This is a genomic window from Citrobacter sp. CtB7.12, assembly GCF_001297795.1.
In the GTDB taxonomy this organism is placed as follows: domain Bacteria; phylum Pseudomonadota; class Gammaproteobacteria; order Enterobacterales; family Enterobacteriaceae; genus Citrobacter_A; species Citrobacter_A amalonaticus.
The window spans coordinates 13,429-30,634 of the sequence record NZ_LIFT01000014.1; the positions used below are offsets into that span (position 1 = coordinate 13,429).

15 protein-coding genes are annotated in these 17,206 nt (G+C 54.3%); 3 read left to right on the forward strand and 12 right to left on the reverse strand.

From position 1 onward, the window contains the following. Positions 1-46: 46 nt before the first annotated feature. From ubiB to udp, 5 genes are all read right to left on the reverse strand, one after another. On the reverse strand, positions 47-1,687 hold the full coding sequence (gene ubiB / locus AOY24_RS16430; RefSeq protein ID WP_044258310.1) for a ubiquinone biosynthesis regulatory protein kinase UbiB: 1,641 nt from the start codon (positions 1,685-1,687) through the stop codon (positions 47-49). Next, on the reverse strand, positions 1,684-2,289 hold the full coding sequence (gene ubiJ, locus AOY24_RS16435; RefSeq protein ID WP_042998825.1) for a ubiquinone biosynthesis protein UbiJ: 606 nt from the start codon (positions 2,287-2,289) through the stop codon (positions 1,684-1,686). Before ubiJ ends, ubiB begins: the two co-directional genes overlap by 4 nt. A 13-nt stretch (positions 2,290-2,302) precedes the next feature. Continuing rightward, complete coding sequence (gene ubiE / locus AOY24_RS16440; RefSeq protein ID WP_042326162.1) at positions 2,303-3,058, reverse strand: bifunctional demethylmenaquinone methyltransferase/2-methoxy-6-polyprenyl-1,4-benzoquinol methylase UbiE; 756 nt, start codon at positions 3,056-3,058, stop codon at positions 2,303-2,305. A 94-nt stretch (positions 3,059-3,152) separates the two neighbouring features. Continuing rightward, entirely contained in the window at positions 3,153-4,580 is a 1,428-nt protein-coding gene (gene rmuC / locus AOY24_RS16445) for a DNA recombination protein RmuC (RefSeq protein ID WP_054177010.1), read from the reverse strand. Between the two features lie 153 nt (positions 4,581-4,733). After that, positions 4,734-5,495, reverse strand: coding sequence for a uridine phosphorylase (gene udp / locus AOY24_RS16450; RefSeq protein ID WP_042998824.1), 762 nt, complete (start codon positions 5,493-5,495; stop codon positions 4,734-4,736). A gap of 260 nt (positions 5,496-5,755) precedes the next feature. Between udp and AOY24_RS16455 the strand changes: the two genes are divergently transcribed. After that, entirely contained in the window at positions 5,756-6,565 is an 810-nt protein-coding gene (locus AOY24_RS16455) for a dienelactone hydrolase family protein (RefSeq protein WP_042998823.1), read from the forward strand. A 66-nt stretch (positions 6,566-6,631) separates the two neighbouring features. On the opposite strand, the gene metE is transcribed toward AOY24_RS16455, so the two are convergent. After that, positions 6,632-8,893, reverse strand: a complete 2,262-nt coding sequence (metE, locus tag AOY24_RS16460) for a 5-methyltetrahydropteroyltriglutamate--homocysteine S-methyltransferase (protein WP_054176992.1) — start codon at positions 8,891-8,893, stop codon at positions 6,632-6,634. 235 nt (positions 8,894-9,128) lie between these two features. Between metE and metR the strand changes: the two genes are divergently transcribed. Continuing rightward, positions 9,129-10,082 (forward strand): HTH-type transcriptional regulator MetR, encoded by a 954-nt coding sequence (gene metR, locus AOY24_RS16465; protein ID WP_042998821.1) that lies wholly within the window; start codon positions 9,129-9,131, stop codon positions 10,080-10,082. On the opposite strand, the gene bioP is transcribed toward metR, so the two are convergent. The 3 genes from bioP to pldB form a co-directional block, all read right to left on the reverse strand. After that, positions 9,970-10,869, reverse strand: coding sequence for a biotin transporter (bioP, locus tag AOY24_RS24095; protein WP_042998820.1), 900 nt, complete (start codon positions 10,867-10,869; stop codon positions 9,970-9,972). The two genes, metR and bioP, sit on opposite strands and share 113 nt — an antisense overlap. Positions 10,870-10,949: 80 nt before the next feature. Continuing rightward, positions 10,950-11,750, reverse strand: a complete 801-nt coding sequence (gene yigL, locus AOY24_RS16475; RefSeq protein WP_042998819.1) for a sugar/pyridoxal phosphate phosphatase YigL — start codon at positions 11,748-11,750, stop codon at positions 10,950-10,952. Positions 11,751-11,758: 8 nt separating this feature from the next. Then, positions 11,759-12,781, reverse strand: a complete 1,023-nt coding sequence (pldB, locus tag AOY24_RS16480) for a lysophospholipase L2 (protein ID WP_042998818.1) — start codon at positions 12,779-12,781, stop codon at positions 11,759-11,761. A gap of 236 nt (positions 12,782-13,017) precedes the next feature. On the opposite strand from pldB, the gene rhtB reads away from it, so the two are divergent. After that, complete coding sequence (gene rhtB / locus AOY24_RS16485; protein WP_054176993.1) at positions 13,018-13,638, forward strand: homoserine/homoserine lactone efflux protein; 621 nt, start codon at positions 13,018-13,020, stop codon at positions 13,636-13,638. 42 nt (positions 13,639-13,680) lie between these two features. On the opposite strand, the gene rhtC is transcribed toward rhtB, so the two are convergent. The 3 genes from rhtC to pldA form a co-directional block, all read right to left on the reverse strand. After that, complete coding sequence (rhtC, locus tag AOY24_RS16490) at positions 13,681-14,301, reverse strand: threonine export protein RhtC (protein WP_042998816.1); 621 nt, start codon at positions 14,299-14,301, stop codon at positions 13,681-13,683. A gap of 66 nt (positions 14,302-14,367) precedes the next feature. Beyond that, the gene (recQ, locus tag AOY24_RS16495) at positions 14,368-16,197 is read right to left on the reverse strand and encodes an ATP-dependent DNA helicase RecQ (RefSeq protein ID WP_054176994.1); all 1,830 of its coding nucleotides are present in this window, start codon (positions 16,195-16,197) and stop codon (positions 14,368-14,370) included. A gap of 84 nt (positions 16,198-16,281) precedes the next feature. Continuing rightward, the gene (gene pldA, locus AOY24_RS16500) at positions 16,282-17,151 is read right to left on the reverse strand and encodes a phospholipase A (protein WP_054176995.1); all 870 of its coding nucleotides are present in this window, start codon (positions 17,149-17,151) and stop codon (positions 16,282-16,284) included. Positions 17,152-17,206: the final 55 nt, after the last annotated feature.

Consider the following 17,206-nt stretch of genomic DNA (forward strand, 5'->3'; position numbering starts at 1 on the left):
AAGGCCGTAGTATACGTTACCCGGCCTGCCTTGAGCGATGAAAAAATCAGCGAGTTTTGCGCCAGCCGACAATCCAGGCGACCAGACCGCCTGCCATCAACCAGCCGGGCATATAGCCCCATTCAGGACGATTAATCAACAGGAATGTCCCACTCAATAGTAACGTGGCTCCAATTCCCAATAAGTAACGGGATTGGCCCTGACGCACATGATTCTCCTGAAGCTCGCGCGCAATCTTATCAACACTGTGCTGTAAATATTTGCCCTGGCGCAAACTGTCGTACACCAGTTCAGGGAGTTCTGGCATTTTTTCGACCCAGAACGGCGCTTTTTCCTTAAATGCCCTGACCAGCGCCGGAATACCGACCTGATCTTTAATCCATGATTCCAGAAAAGGCTTCGCCGTTTTCCAGAGATCCAACTGCGGATACAGCTGACGTCCTACGCCCTCAACATACAGTAATGTCTTCTGCAACAATACCAGTTGAGGCTGCACTTCCATGTTAAATCGACGCGCCGTATTGAAAAGGTTTAACAAAACGTGACCAAACGAGATTTCTGCTAGCGGTTTCTCGAAGATAGGCTCGCATACGGTACGAATCGCAAACTCAAACTCTTCAACGTTGGTATCCGGCGGAACCCAGCCTGAATCAACATGCAGTTCCGCAACCTTGCGGTAATCACGATTAAAGAACGCGATAAAGTTCTCCGCCAGGTAACGCTTATCTTCCTTGTTTAAGGAGCCGACAATGCCGCAATCAATGCCAATATATTTCGGGTTCTCGGGGTGTTCATAACTGACAAAGATGTTTCCGGGATGCATATCCGCGTGGAAAAAGCTGTCGCGAAACACCTGAGTGAAGAAAACCTGCACGCCGCGCTCCGCCAGCAACTTCATGTTGGTGCCGTTTTTCTCCAGCGTCACCACATCGGAAACCGGGATGCCATAGATGCGTTCCATCACCATCATATTCTCACTGCAGTAGTCAGAATAAACTTCCGGGATGTAGAGCATGGGGCTGTCTTCAAAGTTTCGCCGTAGCTGAATGGCGTTGGCCGATTCGCGCAGCAGGTTCAGCTCATCAATCAGTGTTTTTTCATATTCCCGCACCACTTCCGTCGGGCGCAGACGGCGACCGTCCGGTAGCAAGCGCGGCACCCAGCGGGCAAGACGATAAATCAGTCGTAGATCCGCTTTGATAACCGGCAGGATGTCAGGACGTATGACTTTGATGACGACCTCTTTGCCGTTCGATTTCAGTCTCGCCGTATGCACCTGAGCAATTGACGCCGACGCCAGCGGCTGAATCTCGAATTCATCAAACCAGGCTTCAACGGGCAGTCCGCCCATCGCTTCTTCGATTTGCGCTTTCGCCAGCTTGCCATCGAAGGGGGCGACTTTGTCCTGTAACAACGCCAGTTGATCGGCGATATGCGGAGGGAAGAGATCGCGGCGAGTTGAGAGCATTTGACCAAACTTGATCCACACCGGCCCTAACTCCTGCAGAGCCAGTCTCAGTCGCTCTCCCAATAATTTGTCTTTATGCCGGTTTGGCATCCAGAACAGGCAGTAACGCCATAACCGCAGCGGCAGCGTGATCCGCATTTTGGGGATGAGTTCATCAAGTCCGTAACTTAAAAAAGTGCGAATGATGAAATACAGGCGCCGTACTTCACCTGGCGTCATTTAGCCTCCAGTTTTTCCAGCCGCCGGGTCAGCGCATCGACAGCGCGTTCCACCGCTGCCGTTTCTTCCGCGAACCAGGCAACCTCTAACGGTCCGGGTGCCATTCGCCACTCTTCCGTAATGGCTTCGGCAACATAACGTTGCTGACGTTGGATCCCGTGACGGAGAAATTTTGCCCCGCCGCGCAGGGCTTTGCTGATCCCTTCCGCCGCGATGTCGCCGGTATAAGGCGCCAGCAGTTCAGCAGGATCGAATTCCGCCAGGTCGGCAAGGGCAACGAAATTTTGCACAACCTGAATATCACCCTGCACTTCCAGTTCGCCACTGCGAATCAGCGCAGCCAGTTGCTGGCGGTCACGTAATTTTGGCAATACGCTGGCATGAGTGATCACCGTACAATCGGCCTCGCCAGCCCACTCGCCCAGCACGTCAACCTGGCGTTCGCTGAACAGCAGAATTAATGATGTCGAAAAGCCTTTTAGCTCTACACGCAGCACTTTTCCCAGCAGACGCGCTCGCGCCGTTTTCAACGCCGGCGAACGATACAGGAATGAATTAAGCAAACTTTCCATTCCAGCAGTCACTAAGGGTTTAAAAGGCATCCCCGTTCTCCTGTCAGAACTTATAGCCGCGATGTAGCGCAACCACACCCGCTGTCAGGTTGTAATAGTCGACACTTTCGAACCCGGCGTCCTGCATCATCGCTTTCAAGGTGTCCTGATCGGGATGCATACGGATGGATTCCGCCAGATAGCGATAGCTATCGGCATCATTGGCGACCATTGAACCGATACGCGGCAGGATATGGAACGAGTAGGCGTCGTACGCTTTGCTCAGTGGCTCGATAATCGGTTTAGAGAATTCCAGCACCAGCAGACGACCACCTGGCTTCAGGACACGGAACATTGAGCGCAGGGCTTTGTCTTTGTCCGTGACGTTACGCAAACCGAAGGAAATAGTGATGCAGTCAAACGTATTGTCCGGGAACGGCAGCGCTTCCGCATTGGCCTGAACATATTCTACGTTGCCAATCACGCCGATATTGCGCAGCTTTTCACGACCCATTTTGAGCATTGAGTCATTGATGTCAGCCAGAATCACCTTGCCGGTCTCCCCGACCAGACGGGAGAATTTAGCCGTCAGATCGCCGGTTCCCCCGGCTAAATCCAGTACTGTCTGACCACGGCGGACGCCGCTACAGTCGATGGTGAAGCGCTTCCACAAACGATGGATGCCAAAAGACATCAAATCATTCATAACATCATATTTTGATGCCACAGAATGAAAAACGTGGGCCACCATGTCCGCTTTATGCTCTTTAGCGACAGTCTGAAAACCAAAGTGCGTCGTTTCTTGTGAATTATCCACCATCTCAGTGCCTGCTCATCAAAAAATTGTTCGAGAAGTGTAACAGATTGGGGCGCATTGCCCTACCCTTCTGCCTGTCCGGGTTACTCCGAACGGACTAATTCGATTGCTGCTTTATCCCGTCATCGTCGGAATAAGATGCATCTTCCTGCTCTTCAGGTACCGATCGCAACCGATACTCTTCATCCTGCGTTGTGGCCTGTTCCGCCAGTTCAGGGTTAATCTCGCGCTTAATTTCTACCCCTAAGCCGCGAAACGCTTCGGCCTGTGCCAGCACGTTGCCGCGCCCCGACGACAGCTTTTTCATCGCCTGACGATAGTTATCCTGCGCTTTGTCCAGACTCTGCCCGATGGAGGACATATCGTCGACAAACAGCCGCATCTTGTCATAGAGCTTACTCGCACGGTCCGCAATCTGTTGCGCATTACGGCTTTGATGTTCGTAACGCCATAGATTCGCAATGGTTCGCAACGCCACCAGTAATGTCGTGGGACTGACCAGCATAATATTATTTTTAAGCGCTTCAGTAATCAGTTCGGGCTGTCGGTCGAGCGCTAACAGAAACGCGGGCTCCACCGGAATAAACATCAGCACGTAATCCAGCGTGCGCAGCCCCGGAAGCTGCTGGTAGTCCTTACGTCCCAACAGGCGAATATGGTTACGCACCGAAGCAATGTGTTCCTGAAGCGCGCTTTCGCGGGTGTAATCGTCTTCCGCATTAAAATAGCGCTCATAGGCCACCAGCGTCATTTTGGCGTCGATCACCACATCTTTTCCCTGCGGTAAACGTACAATTACGTCGGGCTGCATGCGGGCACGAACGTCATTCTCGATACTGACCTGCGTTTCGTACTCATAACCTTCACGCAGTCCGGATGCTTCCAGCACACGGGTGAGTACGACTTCGCCCCAGTTCCCCTGCGTTTTATTATCGCCTTTTAGTGCACGCGTCAGGTTGACCGCTTCCTGGGCCATTTGTGCATTAAGCTGTTGGAGATTGCGAATTTCATGCGCCAGGGTGTGACGTTCTCGCGCTTCCTGACCAAAGCTGTCCTGAACCTGGCGACGGAAACCGTCCAGTTGTTCACGCAGCGGCGTCAGCAGACCATTCAGGCTCTGTCGGTTTTGCTCATCAACCCGGCGATTGCTTTGCTCAAAGATTCGGTTTGCCAGGTTTTCAAACTGTTCGCTCAGACGCTGCTCGCTGTTGATCATCTGGCGAATTTTATCTTCCGCATGCTGCTGTGTGGCTTCCATTCGCGTGGTCACTTCACGCAGATCCGCTTCCAGCGAGGTGTTAATGCTGCGCAGGCTACGTAATTCGTTATTGAGCAACTCGCACTCATCACGCCAGTGTTCACTTTGGGCAAGCTGTTGTTTGGCAGCACTTAATGCCGCAACCATCTCTTCACGTTCAGCGAATTGTTCGGCTTTCTGTTGCGCATGCTGATAGCTGGCTATCAGCCAGCCAAGCGCAATGCCCACCAGCGCAATAACCGCATAAATGATGATTGAGATATCCAAAATGCCTCCCGACGCCATACATCACCCGCACAAAATAGAATTGTGCTGTATAAACGTCCAGTTTTAAAGAACTTTCCTGCGAGGCGGTACGCAAATAATCGCGTAAAAGCAAAAGGCCGAACGCGTCGGCCTTTTTTACGGAAGAGAAGAGAATTAGATGAGACGACGTGCCGCTTCCACCACGATTTTCACCGCATGGCTTTCGGTTTGTTTCATCGTCTCCGCATTCGGGATCTCTTGCTGGGTGCGGTTGACGATTACCCCCGCAACCATCCCGGCGCGCAGGCCCTGGCTTGCACACATGGTCAGCAGCGTGGCGGACTCCATTTCGTAGTTCATCACGCCCATTGACTGCCACTCTTCCATGGAGCCTTTGAAACGACGTACTACGCGACCGGAGAAAGTGTCGTAACGTTCCTGGCCTGGGTAGAAGGTGTCAGAAGATGCAGTTACGCCCACGTGAGTTGTAGCACCGATGGATTTTGCCGCTTCAACCAGCGCGGTGGTGCATTCAAAGTCAGCGACTGCCGGATACTCCATCGGCGCAAAGTGCAGGCTCGCACCATCCAGACGAACGGACGCCGTGGTGACCAGAACATCGCCGACATTGATATGCGGCTGAATGGCCCCCGTGGTGCCAATACGCAGGAAAGTACGAATGCCCAACTGAGCCAATTCTTCCACCGCTATAGAAGTTGATGGGCCGCCGATACCGGTCGAGCAGACGATGACGGCTTTACCGTCCAGCTCTGCGCGCCAGGTAGTGAATTCACGGTGAGATGCCAGTTTAACCGGCTTCTCCATCAGCGCGGCGATCTTTTCTACACGTTCCGGATCGCCAGGGACGATAGCCAGCGTAGCCCCTTGTAAATCGTTCTTGGTGAGGCCGAGATGAAAAACGTCAGACCTGGACATATAAAACTCCTCTGTGATTCGGTTTTTGTCAGAAGAAGCAAAAAGACACTTTACCGAAGGACTTAAGATATTTTCGTGACCGCTATCACCATGATGCAATTCATTTGCATTAATTTACCTACAAAAAGTGATCAACATCACATCAATAGCCCAACTTTCTCTTTCTTTGCACAAAAAGCGAGCCGTTTGAGGCAGTGTGAATGGGTAAAGGCTGTCTATAGTTAATAGTGCGCTATTTTTCTAAGGGTACGGAGAATACCATGACATCAACACCACAAACCGGTTTTGCACCTGCAGCATCCCCTATTGCCTCTACCTCAGTGCATACCCCGGACGACGCCATCGTCGCGGGTTTTACGTCAATCCCTTCTCAGGGGGACGAGATGCCGGCGTTTCACGCCCGGCCGAAAAAGAGCAATGGCCCACTGCCTGTGGTCATTGTAGTGCAGGAAATCTTTGGCGTGCATGAACATATCCGCGACATCTGCCGTCGTCTGGCGCTGGACGGCTATTTGGCTATCGCGCCAGAACTCTACTTCCGCGAGGGCGATCCCAATGATTTCGCCGATATTCCCACGCTATTGAGCGGTCTGGTGGCGAAAGTGCCGGATTCTCAGGTTCTGGCCGATCTGGATCACGTCGCCAGTTGGGCGTCCCGCAACGGTGGCGATGTTCATCGTCTGATGATCACTGGCTTTTGTTGGGGCGGACGTATTACGTGGCTGTACGCGGCGCATAACCCGCAACTGAAAGCCGCTGTAGCCTGGTATGGGAAGTTGGTTGGCGATAAGTCGTTGAATTCGCCGAAACATCCTGTCGATGTGGCGACCGATCTGAACGCCCCGGTGCTGGGTCTGTACGGCGGTCAGGATAACAGTATTTCACAGGAGAGCGTGGAGACCATGCGCCAGGCCTTACGCGCCGCTAACGCCAATACGGAGATTGTCGTCTATCCTGATGCCGGTCATGCCTTCAATGCCGACTACCGCTCGAGCTATCACGAAGAATCTGCCAAAGACGGCTGGCAAAGAATGCTGGCGTGGTTTGCACAGTACGGAAGTAAGAAATAACGCAGGTCTGAACCGCCCCCCGACAACAGGCCCGGTGGCGACTTCGCCTTACCGGGCCCAGGAAGATCACGCCTGACGCAGATTCTGCGCGGCTTTCACCATGTTCGCCAGCGCGGCGCGGGTTTCCGGCCAACCGCGGGTTTTCAGGCCACAGTCCGGGTTCACCCACAGGCGTTCAGCCGGGATACGTTGTGCCGCTTTTTGCAACAGCGCCTCAATCCACTCTACGCTCGGGACATTCGGCGAGTGAATGTCATACACGCCCGGTCCGATTTCGTTCGGATAGTCGAACTCTTCGAACGACTCCAGCAGCTCCATGTCGGAACGTGAGGTTTCAATGGTGATCACGTCAGCATCCAGCGCGGCAATAGAATCCATGATGTCGTTAAACTCGCAGTAACACATGTGGGTGTGGATCTGGGTATCATCTTTCGCCACCGCCGCGTTGATACGGAACGCTTCCACGCCCCACGCCAGATAAGCCGCCCAGTCGCTACGACGCAACGGCAGCCCTTCGCGTAGTGCGGGTTCATCAATCTGAATGATGCCAATGCCTGCCGCTTCCAGATCCGCCACCTCATCACGCAGTGCCAGCGCGATCTGTTTGGCGATGGTTTCGCGGGTGACGTCTTCACGCGGGAAGGACCAGCAGAGAATGGTCACCGGGCCGGTCAGCATGCCTTTTACCGGTTTGTCAGTCAGCGACTGAGCATACTTCGCCCATTCTACGGTGATCGCTTCCGGACGGCTGACGTCGCCGATCACCACCGGCGGTTTCACGCAGCGAGAGCCGTAACTCTGCACCCAGCCATTCTGGGTGAAAACAAAGCCATCGAGGTGCTCGCCGAAATATTCCACCATGTCGTTACGCTCGGCTTCACCGTGGACCAGCACGTCCAGGCCTAAGCGTTCCTGCTCAACAATCGCCTGCTTAATATGCTCCGCGATGCCAGTGCGATAGTTGTTAGCATCAAGCTGACCTTTTTTGAAGTCCAGACGCAGGCCGCGGATTTCAGTAGTCTGCGGGAAAGAACCGATAGTGGTCGTCGGCCATGCAGGCAGGTTGAAGCGCGCACGCTGAGCCTCAGCGCGCACTTCGTACGGGTTCGCCCGCTGGCTGTCCTGCGCGGTGATGGCCGCCAGACGTTTTTCCACTGCTGCATTGTGCACACGGGTCGAGTGGCGACGCGCCTGAATCGGTGCGCTCCATTCGGCGATGGCGGCGGTATCGCCGCTGTTCAGCGCATCGCGCAGCAGCGTCAGTTCACCACACTTTTGTAGGGCGAAGGCAAACCAGCTCTTCACTTCCGCATCCAGACGCGTTTCAACGCTTAGGTCGATCGGGCTGTGCAGCAATGAGCAGGACGAGGCCACCCACAGATCGCGAAGGCCTACGATATCTTTAATCTGGGCATATTTTTCTGTCAGATCGGCACGCCAGACGTTGCGTCCATTGACCAGACCGGCAGACAGCAGCCAGTCAGTCGGCAGGCGTTTGTGCAGCGCTGTCACGTCATCTTTACCGTGGACCAGGTCAACGTGGAGTCCTTGTACCGGCAGCGCGGCAATGGTATCAAGGTTAGGCGTCACACCTTCAAAGTAGGTGGTCAGCAGCAGTTTCACCTGCCCGGAAAGCGCATCGTAGGCCGGTTTGAAGGCGTTCAGCCACGTCTGCGGCAGTTCCAGCACCAGCGCGGGTTCGTCGATCTGCACCCACTCGATGCCGCGTTTTGCCAGTTCCGCCAGCACCTGCTGGTAAACCGGCAGAATGTCTTTCAGCAGGCTCAGGCGATCGAACGACTCGCCCTTTACTTTGCCCAGCCACAAGTAAGTGACCGGGCCGAGCAGCACAGGTTTCACCTTGTGACCCAGCGCCAGCGCTTCGTCTACTTCATCCAGCAGTTGTGTCCAGGTCAGTTTGAACTGCTGACCCTTAACGAACTCCGGCACCATATAGTGATAGTTGGTGTTAAACCATTTGGTCATTTCTGCCGCCGCAGCCGGTTCGCCGGTCGGCGCACGACCGCGACCAATGCGGAACAGGGTGTCGATATCGACGGAACCATCTTTGTTCTGATGACGCGCCGGGACGTTACCGAGCAGCAGGCTGGTGGTCAGAACATGGTCGTACCAGGCAAAATCGCCGACCGGCAGTAGATCGATACCGGCCTGCTTTTGCTGATCCCAGTGACGCGCCCGCAGTTCGCGGCCCACCGCCAGCAGTTCTTCACGGGTCACATTACCCGCCCAGTAGCCCTCTTGCGCTTTTTTCAGCTCGCGACGCAGGCCAACACGAGGGAAACCGAGGGTGTGATTCAGTATTGTCATTTTACTTCCTCTAATTATATGTAAATCCTATGGATTTTTAATTCAGGGAAGGTGGCAAGTTTGCTCATCCCCGGGAGCTTACATCAGTAAGTAACCAGGGCGGGGAAACGCAGCCAACGCACCATAAATTTAAAATACGAAGGATTTTGGACGTCTGGATGTTTACACATCCATATTTGACAGTTACTGTATATTCCTCAAGCGCAATTTGTTCATGCCGAAGTGAAGGACTTTCATGATCGAGATTAAACACCTGAAAACGCTCCAGGCGTTGCGGAATACCGGGTCACTGGCAGCCGCCGCGGCGACGCTGCATCAGACCCAATCCGCCCTGTCTCACCAGTTCAGCGATCTGGAACAGCGCCTTGGCTTTCGGCTATTCATACGTAAAAGTCAGCCGCTGCGTTTCACCCCACAGGGTGAGATCCTGTTGCAACTGGCCAGTCAGGTTCTGCCACAAATTAACCGCGCGTTGCAGGCCTGCAACGAACCACAACAAACCCGTCTGCGTATCGCCATTGAGTGCCATAGCTGTATTCAGTGGTTGACCCCGGCGCTGGAAAACTTCCGCGCCAAATGGCCGCAGGTGGAGATGGATTTTAAATCCGGCGTGACGTTTGACCCCCAACCGGCGCTCCAGCAGGACGAGCTCGATCTGGTGATGACCTCTGACATTCTGCCGCGCAGCGGGCTGCATTATTCTCCGATGTTTGATTTTGAAGTTCGCCTGGTGCTGGCACCCGAGCATCCGCTGACCAGCAAAACGCAGATCACCCCGGAAGATTTAGCCAGCGAAACGCTGCTGATCTATCCGGTACAACGCAGTCGACTGGACGTCTGGCGTCATTTTCTTCAGCCCGCAGGGGTCAGCCCGTCACTGAAAAGCGTGGATAATACTCTGCTGTTGATTCAGATGGTGGCGGCAAACATGGGCATTGCTGCCCTGCCGCACTGGGTCGTGGAGAGTTTTGAACGCCAGGGTCTGGTGGTGACCAGAACCCTGGGAGAGGGCTTATGGAGCCGCCTGTACGCCGCCGTGCGTGATGGCGAGCAGCGCCAGCCGGTGACTGAGGCGTTTATTCGATCGGCGCGCAATCACGCCTGCGATCATCTGCCGTTTGTTCGGAGCGCGGAGCGACCCACTTTCGATGCACCCACAGTGAAGCCAATATCACCATCGCACCTGTAATAAAACTTGGCCAGTGAGGCTGTTGGTGCCAGATAGCCAGGTTGACCAGCAGCCCTGCGGGCACATGCATATTGTTCATAATACCCAGCGTCCCCGCATCAACCTGTGTCGCGCCGTAGTTCCACATAAAGTAGCCGATGCCTGAAGCGGCCACGCCCAGGAACACCAGAATTCCCCACTGGAGCGTGGTTTCCGGCATTTTCTGCGCATTGCCCAACATGAACCAGGCAACTACCGCCACCAGAAACGCGCCGATGTAAAACCATGCAAAGGCGTTATGCTGGGGCATCGGGCGCGTCTCCATCAGGCGTTTATAGCCCACCATCCCGATGGCAAAACTGATGTTGGAAAGCTGTACCAGCAGCAGACCAGTCCAGAAGTGATCGGTCACCTGGTCATAACGAATAATCCCTGCGCCAATCACCGCCAGCAGCGCGCTAAACGCATACCCCCAGCGCAGCCGCCGTTTACTCATCAGATCGTAAATCAGCGTGATATAGAGCGGCGTCAACACGGTAAACAACAGCAGTTCAGAGACAGTCAGATAGAGATAAGCGTGGAAACTCAGCATATACATGATGCCAAGCTGCATGGCTCCCACCAGCATATAAAGCCCGATAGTTTTCAGGCTGTGCCCGCGCGTACGCAGGAAAGGCAGGAATACCAGCGCCGCCAGACCGACCCGAACCAACACGGCAAAGTAGCTATCGACGTGCCCGGCAAGGTATTCCCCGAACAGGCTGAAGGAGAAAGCCCACAGGATCGTGGTAATGATCAGTAACGCCACAATGGATATCTCGTAGAATATGGAGTATCCATTGTAGCGGAGAGTTAAGTTGACAACTGATTAATTAATCAGCATTCATCTTAGCGTAAGAAGAGATCGCGCAGATAATGCGGCACCGCATCGTCGATATTAGAGCCGATCACTTCCAGTTCCGGATGCAGATCCTTCAGGCGTTGATGCGCCCCGGCCATAATGCAGCCTTTGCCTGCCATTGACAGCATTTCAGCGTCGTTCATCCCGTCGCCAAAGGCGATGCAGTCTTTGAGGCTGTAACCCATCGCGTTGGCGACCGCCTCCAGCGCATGGCCTTTCGACACGCCGCCCGCCATCACTTCCAGACAGGTGAGCGTGGAGAAGCTCACGTTCACCCGATCGCCCCAGCGCGCATTAATAGCTTGTTCCAGCGGCAGCAGGACGTCATGAGAATGACTGGTGAAGAACACTTTGCTGACGCCTTCCGGCTCCAGTAAACCCGGTTCAAACAGCGAGTAATGGAACACCGCCTCTTTGAAAAATCGCATTTCATCCGGACGATGGCGGTTCATAAACCATTCGTCATCGCGATAGACGTTAGTGATGATATCCGGGTTCGCGTTCACCACCCCAAACAGATCGCTGGCAATATCGCGGTCCAGATTATGGGTAAACACCAGATTGCCATCCATATCATGCACACGCGCGCCGTTGGAGGTAATCATATAGCACTTAATCTCCAGATTATCGCGAATCTGCCCCACATCGACATGATGTCGACCGGTCGCAAAGACAAAGTTAACGCCGCGTGCGGTCAGCAGCTTCAATGTCTCTTTCGCGTAAGGGGATAGGGTATGGTCGGGAGAAAGCAGTGTGCCATCTAAATCAGACGCAACAATCTGATACATATAAAAATTCAACCTCTGAGCAAAGCGGTTTCCGCTGATGAGTTATGCTTGTTGAAAAAATCAACGATAGCCTGAAGCGCAACTGAGCGCATAGCGTCCTTTTCAAAAAGGATCTCATGGTAAGCGCCTTTAATGACCAGCGGATGCCCCCCTTCGACAGGATGGCCCGCTGCGGCGCGGAGTTCACAAAAACGTTCGTGCATGCGGTTATCCACCACACGCTCTTCTTCAGCCTGAATCAGCAGAGTTGGCGTGGCGTCATCGCCCGCGCCTGCCAGCACCTGTTCAGCCGCCAGGATGCCTTCCCGTACCCAATGAAAGGTTGGGCCGCCGACGCGCAGCTGCGGCTCATCGGCATAAAAACGTAAATTACGCCGATAGCGTTGTCGACTGTGCGTTAATAAATTCATGCCAAAGGGCAATGCCCGCCAGCGTCCGGTGCCGATCGCATACCCTTCCCGGATACGCTGATGACCTTCGGCCCAGTCGAGGATATGGCGTACCATCCAGTCCGGCAAACGCATCACAATACCAAACATTGGCGCGCAGAGCGCGATCGCATCGCACTGATGCGGATGGCGCTGCAAAAACAGCGTCGCAATCGCCCCGCCCATTGAGTGTGCCAGAATATAACGTTTACGCCACGGTCCCGGCTGCACTTCTTGTCCCCAGAACGCCGATAAATCATCAACATAGTCGTTGAAATTGTCGACATGTCCGCGATTAGGATCCGATAGCATACGCCCGGAACGCCCCTGACCGCGATGGTCAATAATGAGGACATCAAAGCCCAGATGAAACAGGTCATACGCCAGCTCAGCGTACTTTACATAGCTTTCAATTCGCCCCGGACAGATGACAATGACACGATCGTTATGCGCTGCGCGAAACCGGACAAACCGCACCGGCACACGACCGACGCCGGTCAATTCCGCTTCCTCACGCTGACGCCAGAAGTCTGTCAGCGGCCCCATGGAAAAAGCCGCAAACGCGTTTTCTCTCGTTTCCCAGTCTTTTTGCTGCTGAAACATCGGGTATCCAGCCTCGTTTACCAGGTAAAAATCGTTTTTTTAATCATGTCTGACACAACACCGCAACAGTAGCGTATTGTGGCATATACCCGTCATACTTCAAGCTGCAGATGCGTTGGCTTTCCTCGCTCATCCCCGTCATGTACTCCCTGTACGCGCCTGGGATTTCGCTGCGTCGCCGCCTTTGTGCAACTCGAATTATTTAGTGTATTTAAAGTGCAATCAGGGAGTTTCTCATGACTTTTGAATGGTGGTTCGCCTACCTGCTGACATCCATAATTTTGAGCCTTTCGCCCGGTTCCGGCGCCATCAATACCATGACGACTTCCCTTAATCACGGCTATCGCGGCGCAGTGGCGTCGATTGCCGGGTTACAGGCCGGACTGGGCATTCATATCGTGCTGGTCGGCGTCGGTCTGGGCACGCTGTTTTCACGCTCCGTCATCGCCTTTGAGGTGCTGAAATGGGCGGGCGCGGCCTATCTGATTTGGTTAGGTATCCAGCAATGGCGCGCCGCCGGTGCGATTGATCTGAATGCTATGGCCCAGACCCAGTCGCGCGGTCGCCTGTTTAAACGCGCCGTATTCGTGAACCTGACAAACCCTAAAAGCATCGTCTTCCTGGCGGCCCTTTTCCCACAGTTCGTGATGCCAAAAGAACCCCAACTGATGCAGTACATCGTGCTCGGCGTAACCACTATTGCAGTCGACATCGTGGTGATGATCGGCTACGCCACGCTGGCGCAGCGTATCGCGTTGTGGATCAAAGGACCGAAACAGATGAAAGCGTTGAATAAAGTTTTCGGTTCGCTGTTTATGCTGGTGGGTGCACTGCTGGCGTCGGCGCGCCACGCCTGACCGGTTGCCGGATAGCAACTGGCACGTATCCGGCACGAAGACTTAGCGCGAAATGATCAGATGGATACCGAACCCCGCGAACAACGCCCCGGCAAAACCGTCGATCCATTTCGCCATACGCTGGTAGCCACGACGCATTTTCGGCAGCGCAAACAGGCTGGCAACCACGGTAAACCACGCGAAAGTCTCAACGATAATCAGCACGAAAATCCCCCAACGCGCGGCAGTACCGACGCTGTCGCCGACAAACAGAGAAAAGACCGAACCGAAGTAGATGATGGCTTTCGGGTTAGCCAGGTTCGTCAGTAACCCTTTCAGGAAACTGCGACCGCTTTGCGCCAGCTCAACCTGCGGCGTGGGTGCCGCGACATCCTGCTTTTTCAACGCGCCACGCAGCATCTGGTAGCCCATCCAGCACAGATACAGGCCGCCGCCGACCATGATAATAGTGTGTAGCCAGGCCATTTTTTCGATGATCAGATGCAGGCCGAGCAGCGCGATGCCCGCCCAGACCATGACGCCACAGGTAATGCCCAGCACGCCCATCATCGCTTCTTTACGCGAGCGGCTGACCGCCGTCTGCGAGACAAAAAAGAAATCCGGCCCTGGGCTCATCAGTGCCACAATGTGCACCATCGCCACGGTGAGAAATAACATTAACATGATGAAAATACTCGCGGGGGAAACAGTTCAGTGAGTCACCATCCTGGCACTTTTTTGCCCGGCTGACTACTCTTCGTCGTCACCATCAACGTGCGCGCGGATCAACGCCATAAACGCTTTACCGAAGCGTTCCAGTTTGCGCATTCCCACCCCGTTGACGCTGAGCATTTCGCTCGCGGAAACCGGCATCTGTTCCGCCATCTCAATCAGCGTGGCGTCGTTGAAGACGACGTACGGCGGGATATTCTCTTCATCAGCAATAGCTTTACGCAGCTTGCGCAGTTTGGCGAACAGTTTGCGATCGTAATTGCCGCCGAAAGATTTCTGCATGACGCGCGGTTTCAGGGCGACAATACGCGGCACTGCGAGTTGCAGGGCGACCTCGCCGCGCAGCAGCGGACGTGAAGCATCGGTGAGCTGTAGCGCGGAATGCTGGGCGATATTTTGCGTAACGAAGCCCAGGTGAATCAACTGGCGGATCACGCTCACCCAGTGCTCGTGACTCTGCTCGCGCCCCATACCGTACACCTTGAGCTTGTCGTGGCCGAGTTCGCGAATACGCTGGCTGTTAGCCCCGCGTATCACTTCCACCACGTAACCCATCCCAAAACGCTGGTTTACCCGACCAATGGTCGAGAGCGCAATCTGTGCGTCCTTCACGCCATCGTACTGTTTTGGCGGATCAAGACAGATATCGCAGTTGCCGCACGGTTCCTGACGCCCTTCACCGAAGTAGTTAAGCAGCACCAGACGACGACAGGTTTGCGCCTCGGCAAACGCGCCCATCGCGTTCAACTTGTGCCGTTCGATATCCTGTAGCTGTCCCTGCGGTTTTTCTTCCAGGCAGCGGCGCAGCCACGCCATATCCGCCGGATCGTAAAACAGCATCGCCTCCGCGGGCAGGCCGTCTCGCCCAGCACGACCGGTCTCCTGGTAGTAGGACTCAATGTTGCGGGGAATATCGAAATGCACCACAAAACGCACGTTAGGTTTGTTGATGCCCATGCCAAAAGCGACGGTCGCCACCACGATTTGCAGGTCGTCGCGCTGGAATTTCTCCTGCACGTCGGCGCGGATGTGATTTTCCAGCCCTGCATGGTATGCCGCGGCGCTAATGCCCCGGCTTTGCAGACGCGCGGCGGTGTCCTCCACTTTCGCACGACTGTTACAGTAAATAATCCCGGATTTACCACGCTGTTCCTGCACGTAACGCATCAGTTGATCGAGCGGTTTAAACTTCTCCATCAGCATGTAGCGAATGTTCGGACGGTCAAAACTGCTGATCTGGATTAAGGGATCGTTCAGTCCCAGCAGACGAACAATATCCAGCCGTGTGGTTTCATCAGCGGTCGCGGTCAGCGCGACAAATGGCAGTGTGGGAAAACGCTGTCTGAGCTGGCCGAGTGCGGCATATTCCGGGCGGAAATCATGTCCCCACTGCGAGATACAGTGCGCTTCGTCCACGGCCAGTAACACCGGATTCCAGTGCGCCAGGTGCTCAAGGAAGTTATCCAGCATCAGGCGTTCAGGAGCGATATACAGCAGACGGATTTGTCCGGTACGACACCCCGCCATCACTTCAAGCTGCTGCTCGCGGGTTTGCGTCGAATTCAGACAAGCGGCCGCCACGCCGTTCGCCAGCAGTTGGTCGACCTGATCTTTCATCAGGGAAATCAGCGGCGAAACCACCACGGTCAGGCCATTGAGCAGTAAGGCAGGGATTTGATAGCAGAGGGATTTACCGCCCCCGGTCGGCATCACGACCAGGCAGTCGCGCCCCGAAACGACGGTGTCGATGATCGCTTCCTGACCCGGGCGAAACTGCTGGTAGCCAAAGGTTTCTTGCAAAACCTGCTTAGCTCCAGATTCCAGATTCAACACTTCCGCCTGCGCCACATTAACCCCGTTCGCTTAAATCAAAACAGGCGCTATTTTCAGCGCCTGAGGGAGAAACTGCAATGTTTAAAACACAATCATCGATCAGAAGATATCGTTGAGCATCACACCCACACCAACGCGCGTCTGATTAAAGTTATAGTCGATCAGCGATTCGCCATACCCGCTATATACCTGGGTATAGAGACGAATATGCTTCGTCATCGGATAACTCAGCCCCAGCTCCGCGCCGCCGTAACCGGTATTCCAGTTGTACTGGCCCTTCGCGCTCAGGACCGCATCGCCCAGGTGATAGCCGACCTTAAGCTGATAATAGCCCATGTATTTGGTGATATCTGGATTATCGTCGGTACTGCCGATGACGTACCACGGTTTAACCTCTACCAGCCAGTTGCCATTTTCCGCCATCAGACGCGTGTAAAGACGGTTCCAGCTACGTGATGTCGGATCGGAACGCCCGTTCGAATCATGGTTGTACCCCATTTCCACGTCGCGCAGCGTCCATCCGGCAACGCGGTAATCGGTAGCAAAACCCAGGAACAGCTGCGGTTCATAGTTGGTTTCACGAAATGGTGACGACTCTTTTGTATTGGATAACTGCCACCAGGACTTCTGCGTATAAGAGGCGCCCAGAACCGAATTCGGCCCCATAATCCCACGCCAGATCGGAAACGCCAGGCTCAGCTGGAACTTCACTTCATCTTTGCGGGCATTTTCTGACCAGTTGTAGGAACTGATCGCTTCTTTGTTCATGTCGCTGGTATTGGTGTAGATCAGATAGTTCGTATCGTAGGGATAGAGCGTAAAAGGATTATCATGCTCCTGCAGCATATTGGCGATAATACTGCCCCGCACCGCCGGTGCATCATGAACCTCTTTCACCGTCGCCTCTTGCGCATACGCCGCCAGCGGCAGCAGTGTTGCTGGTAGCAACCAAGCCAGAATCGCCCGCATTCTTGTTGTTCTCCTGAACGAAAAATTTTTGATTTGTCTATTATTCTGCCAACCA

Bases quoted from the DNA above. Each gene is read 5' to 3' on its own strand.
- ubiB (WP_044258310.1), bottom strand. From the start codon at position 1,687: ATGACGCCAGGTGAAGTACGGCGCCTGTATTTCATCATTCGCACTTTT.
- ubiJ (WP_042998825.1), bottom strand. From the start codon at position 2,289: ATGCCTTTTAAACCCTTAGTGACTGCTGGAATGGAAAGTTTGCTTAAT.
- ubiE (WP_042326162.1), bottom strand. From the start codon at position 3,058: ATGGTGGATAATTCACAAGAAACGACGCACTTTGGTTTTCAGACTGTC.
- udp (WP_042998824.1), bottom strand. From the start codon at position 5,495: ATGTCCAGGTCTGACGTTTTTCATCTCGGCCTCACCAAGAACGATTTA.
- AOY24_RS16455 (WP_042998823.1), top strand. From the start codon at position 5,756: ATGACATCAACACCACAAACCGGTTTTGCACCTGCAGCATCCCCTATT.
- metE (WP_054176992.1), bottom strand. From the start codon at position 8,893: ATGACAATACTGAATCACACCCTCGGTTTCCCTCGTGTTGGCCTGCGT.
- metR (WP_042998821.1), top strand. From the start codon at position 9,129: ATGATCGAGATTAAACACCTGAAAACGCTCCAGGCGTTGCGGAATACC.
- yigL (WP_042998819.1), bottom strand. From the start codon at position 11,750: ATGTATCAGATTGTTGCGTCTGATTTAGATGGCACACTGCTTTCTCCC.
- pldB (WP_042998818.1), bottom strand. From the start codon at position 12,781: ATGTTTCAGCAGCAAAAAGACTGGGAAACGAGAGAAAACGCGTTTGCG.
- rhtB (WP_054176993.1), top strand. From the start codon at position 13,018: ATGACTTTTGAATGGTGGTTCGCCTACCTGCTGACATCCATAATTTTG.
- rhtC (WP_042998816.1), bottom strand. From the start codon at position 14,301: ATGTTAATGTTATTTCTCACCGTGGCGATGGTGCACATTGTGGCACTG.
- pldA (WP_054176995.1), bottom strand. From the start codon at position 17,151: ATGCGGGCGATTCTGGCTTGGTTGCTACCAGCAACACTGCTGCCGCTG.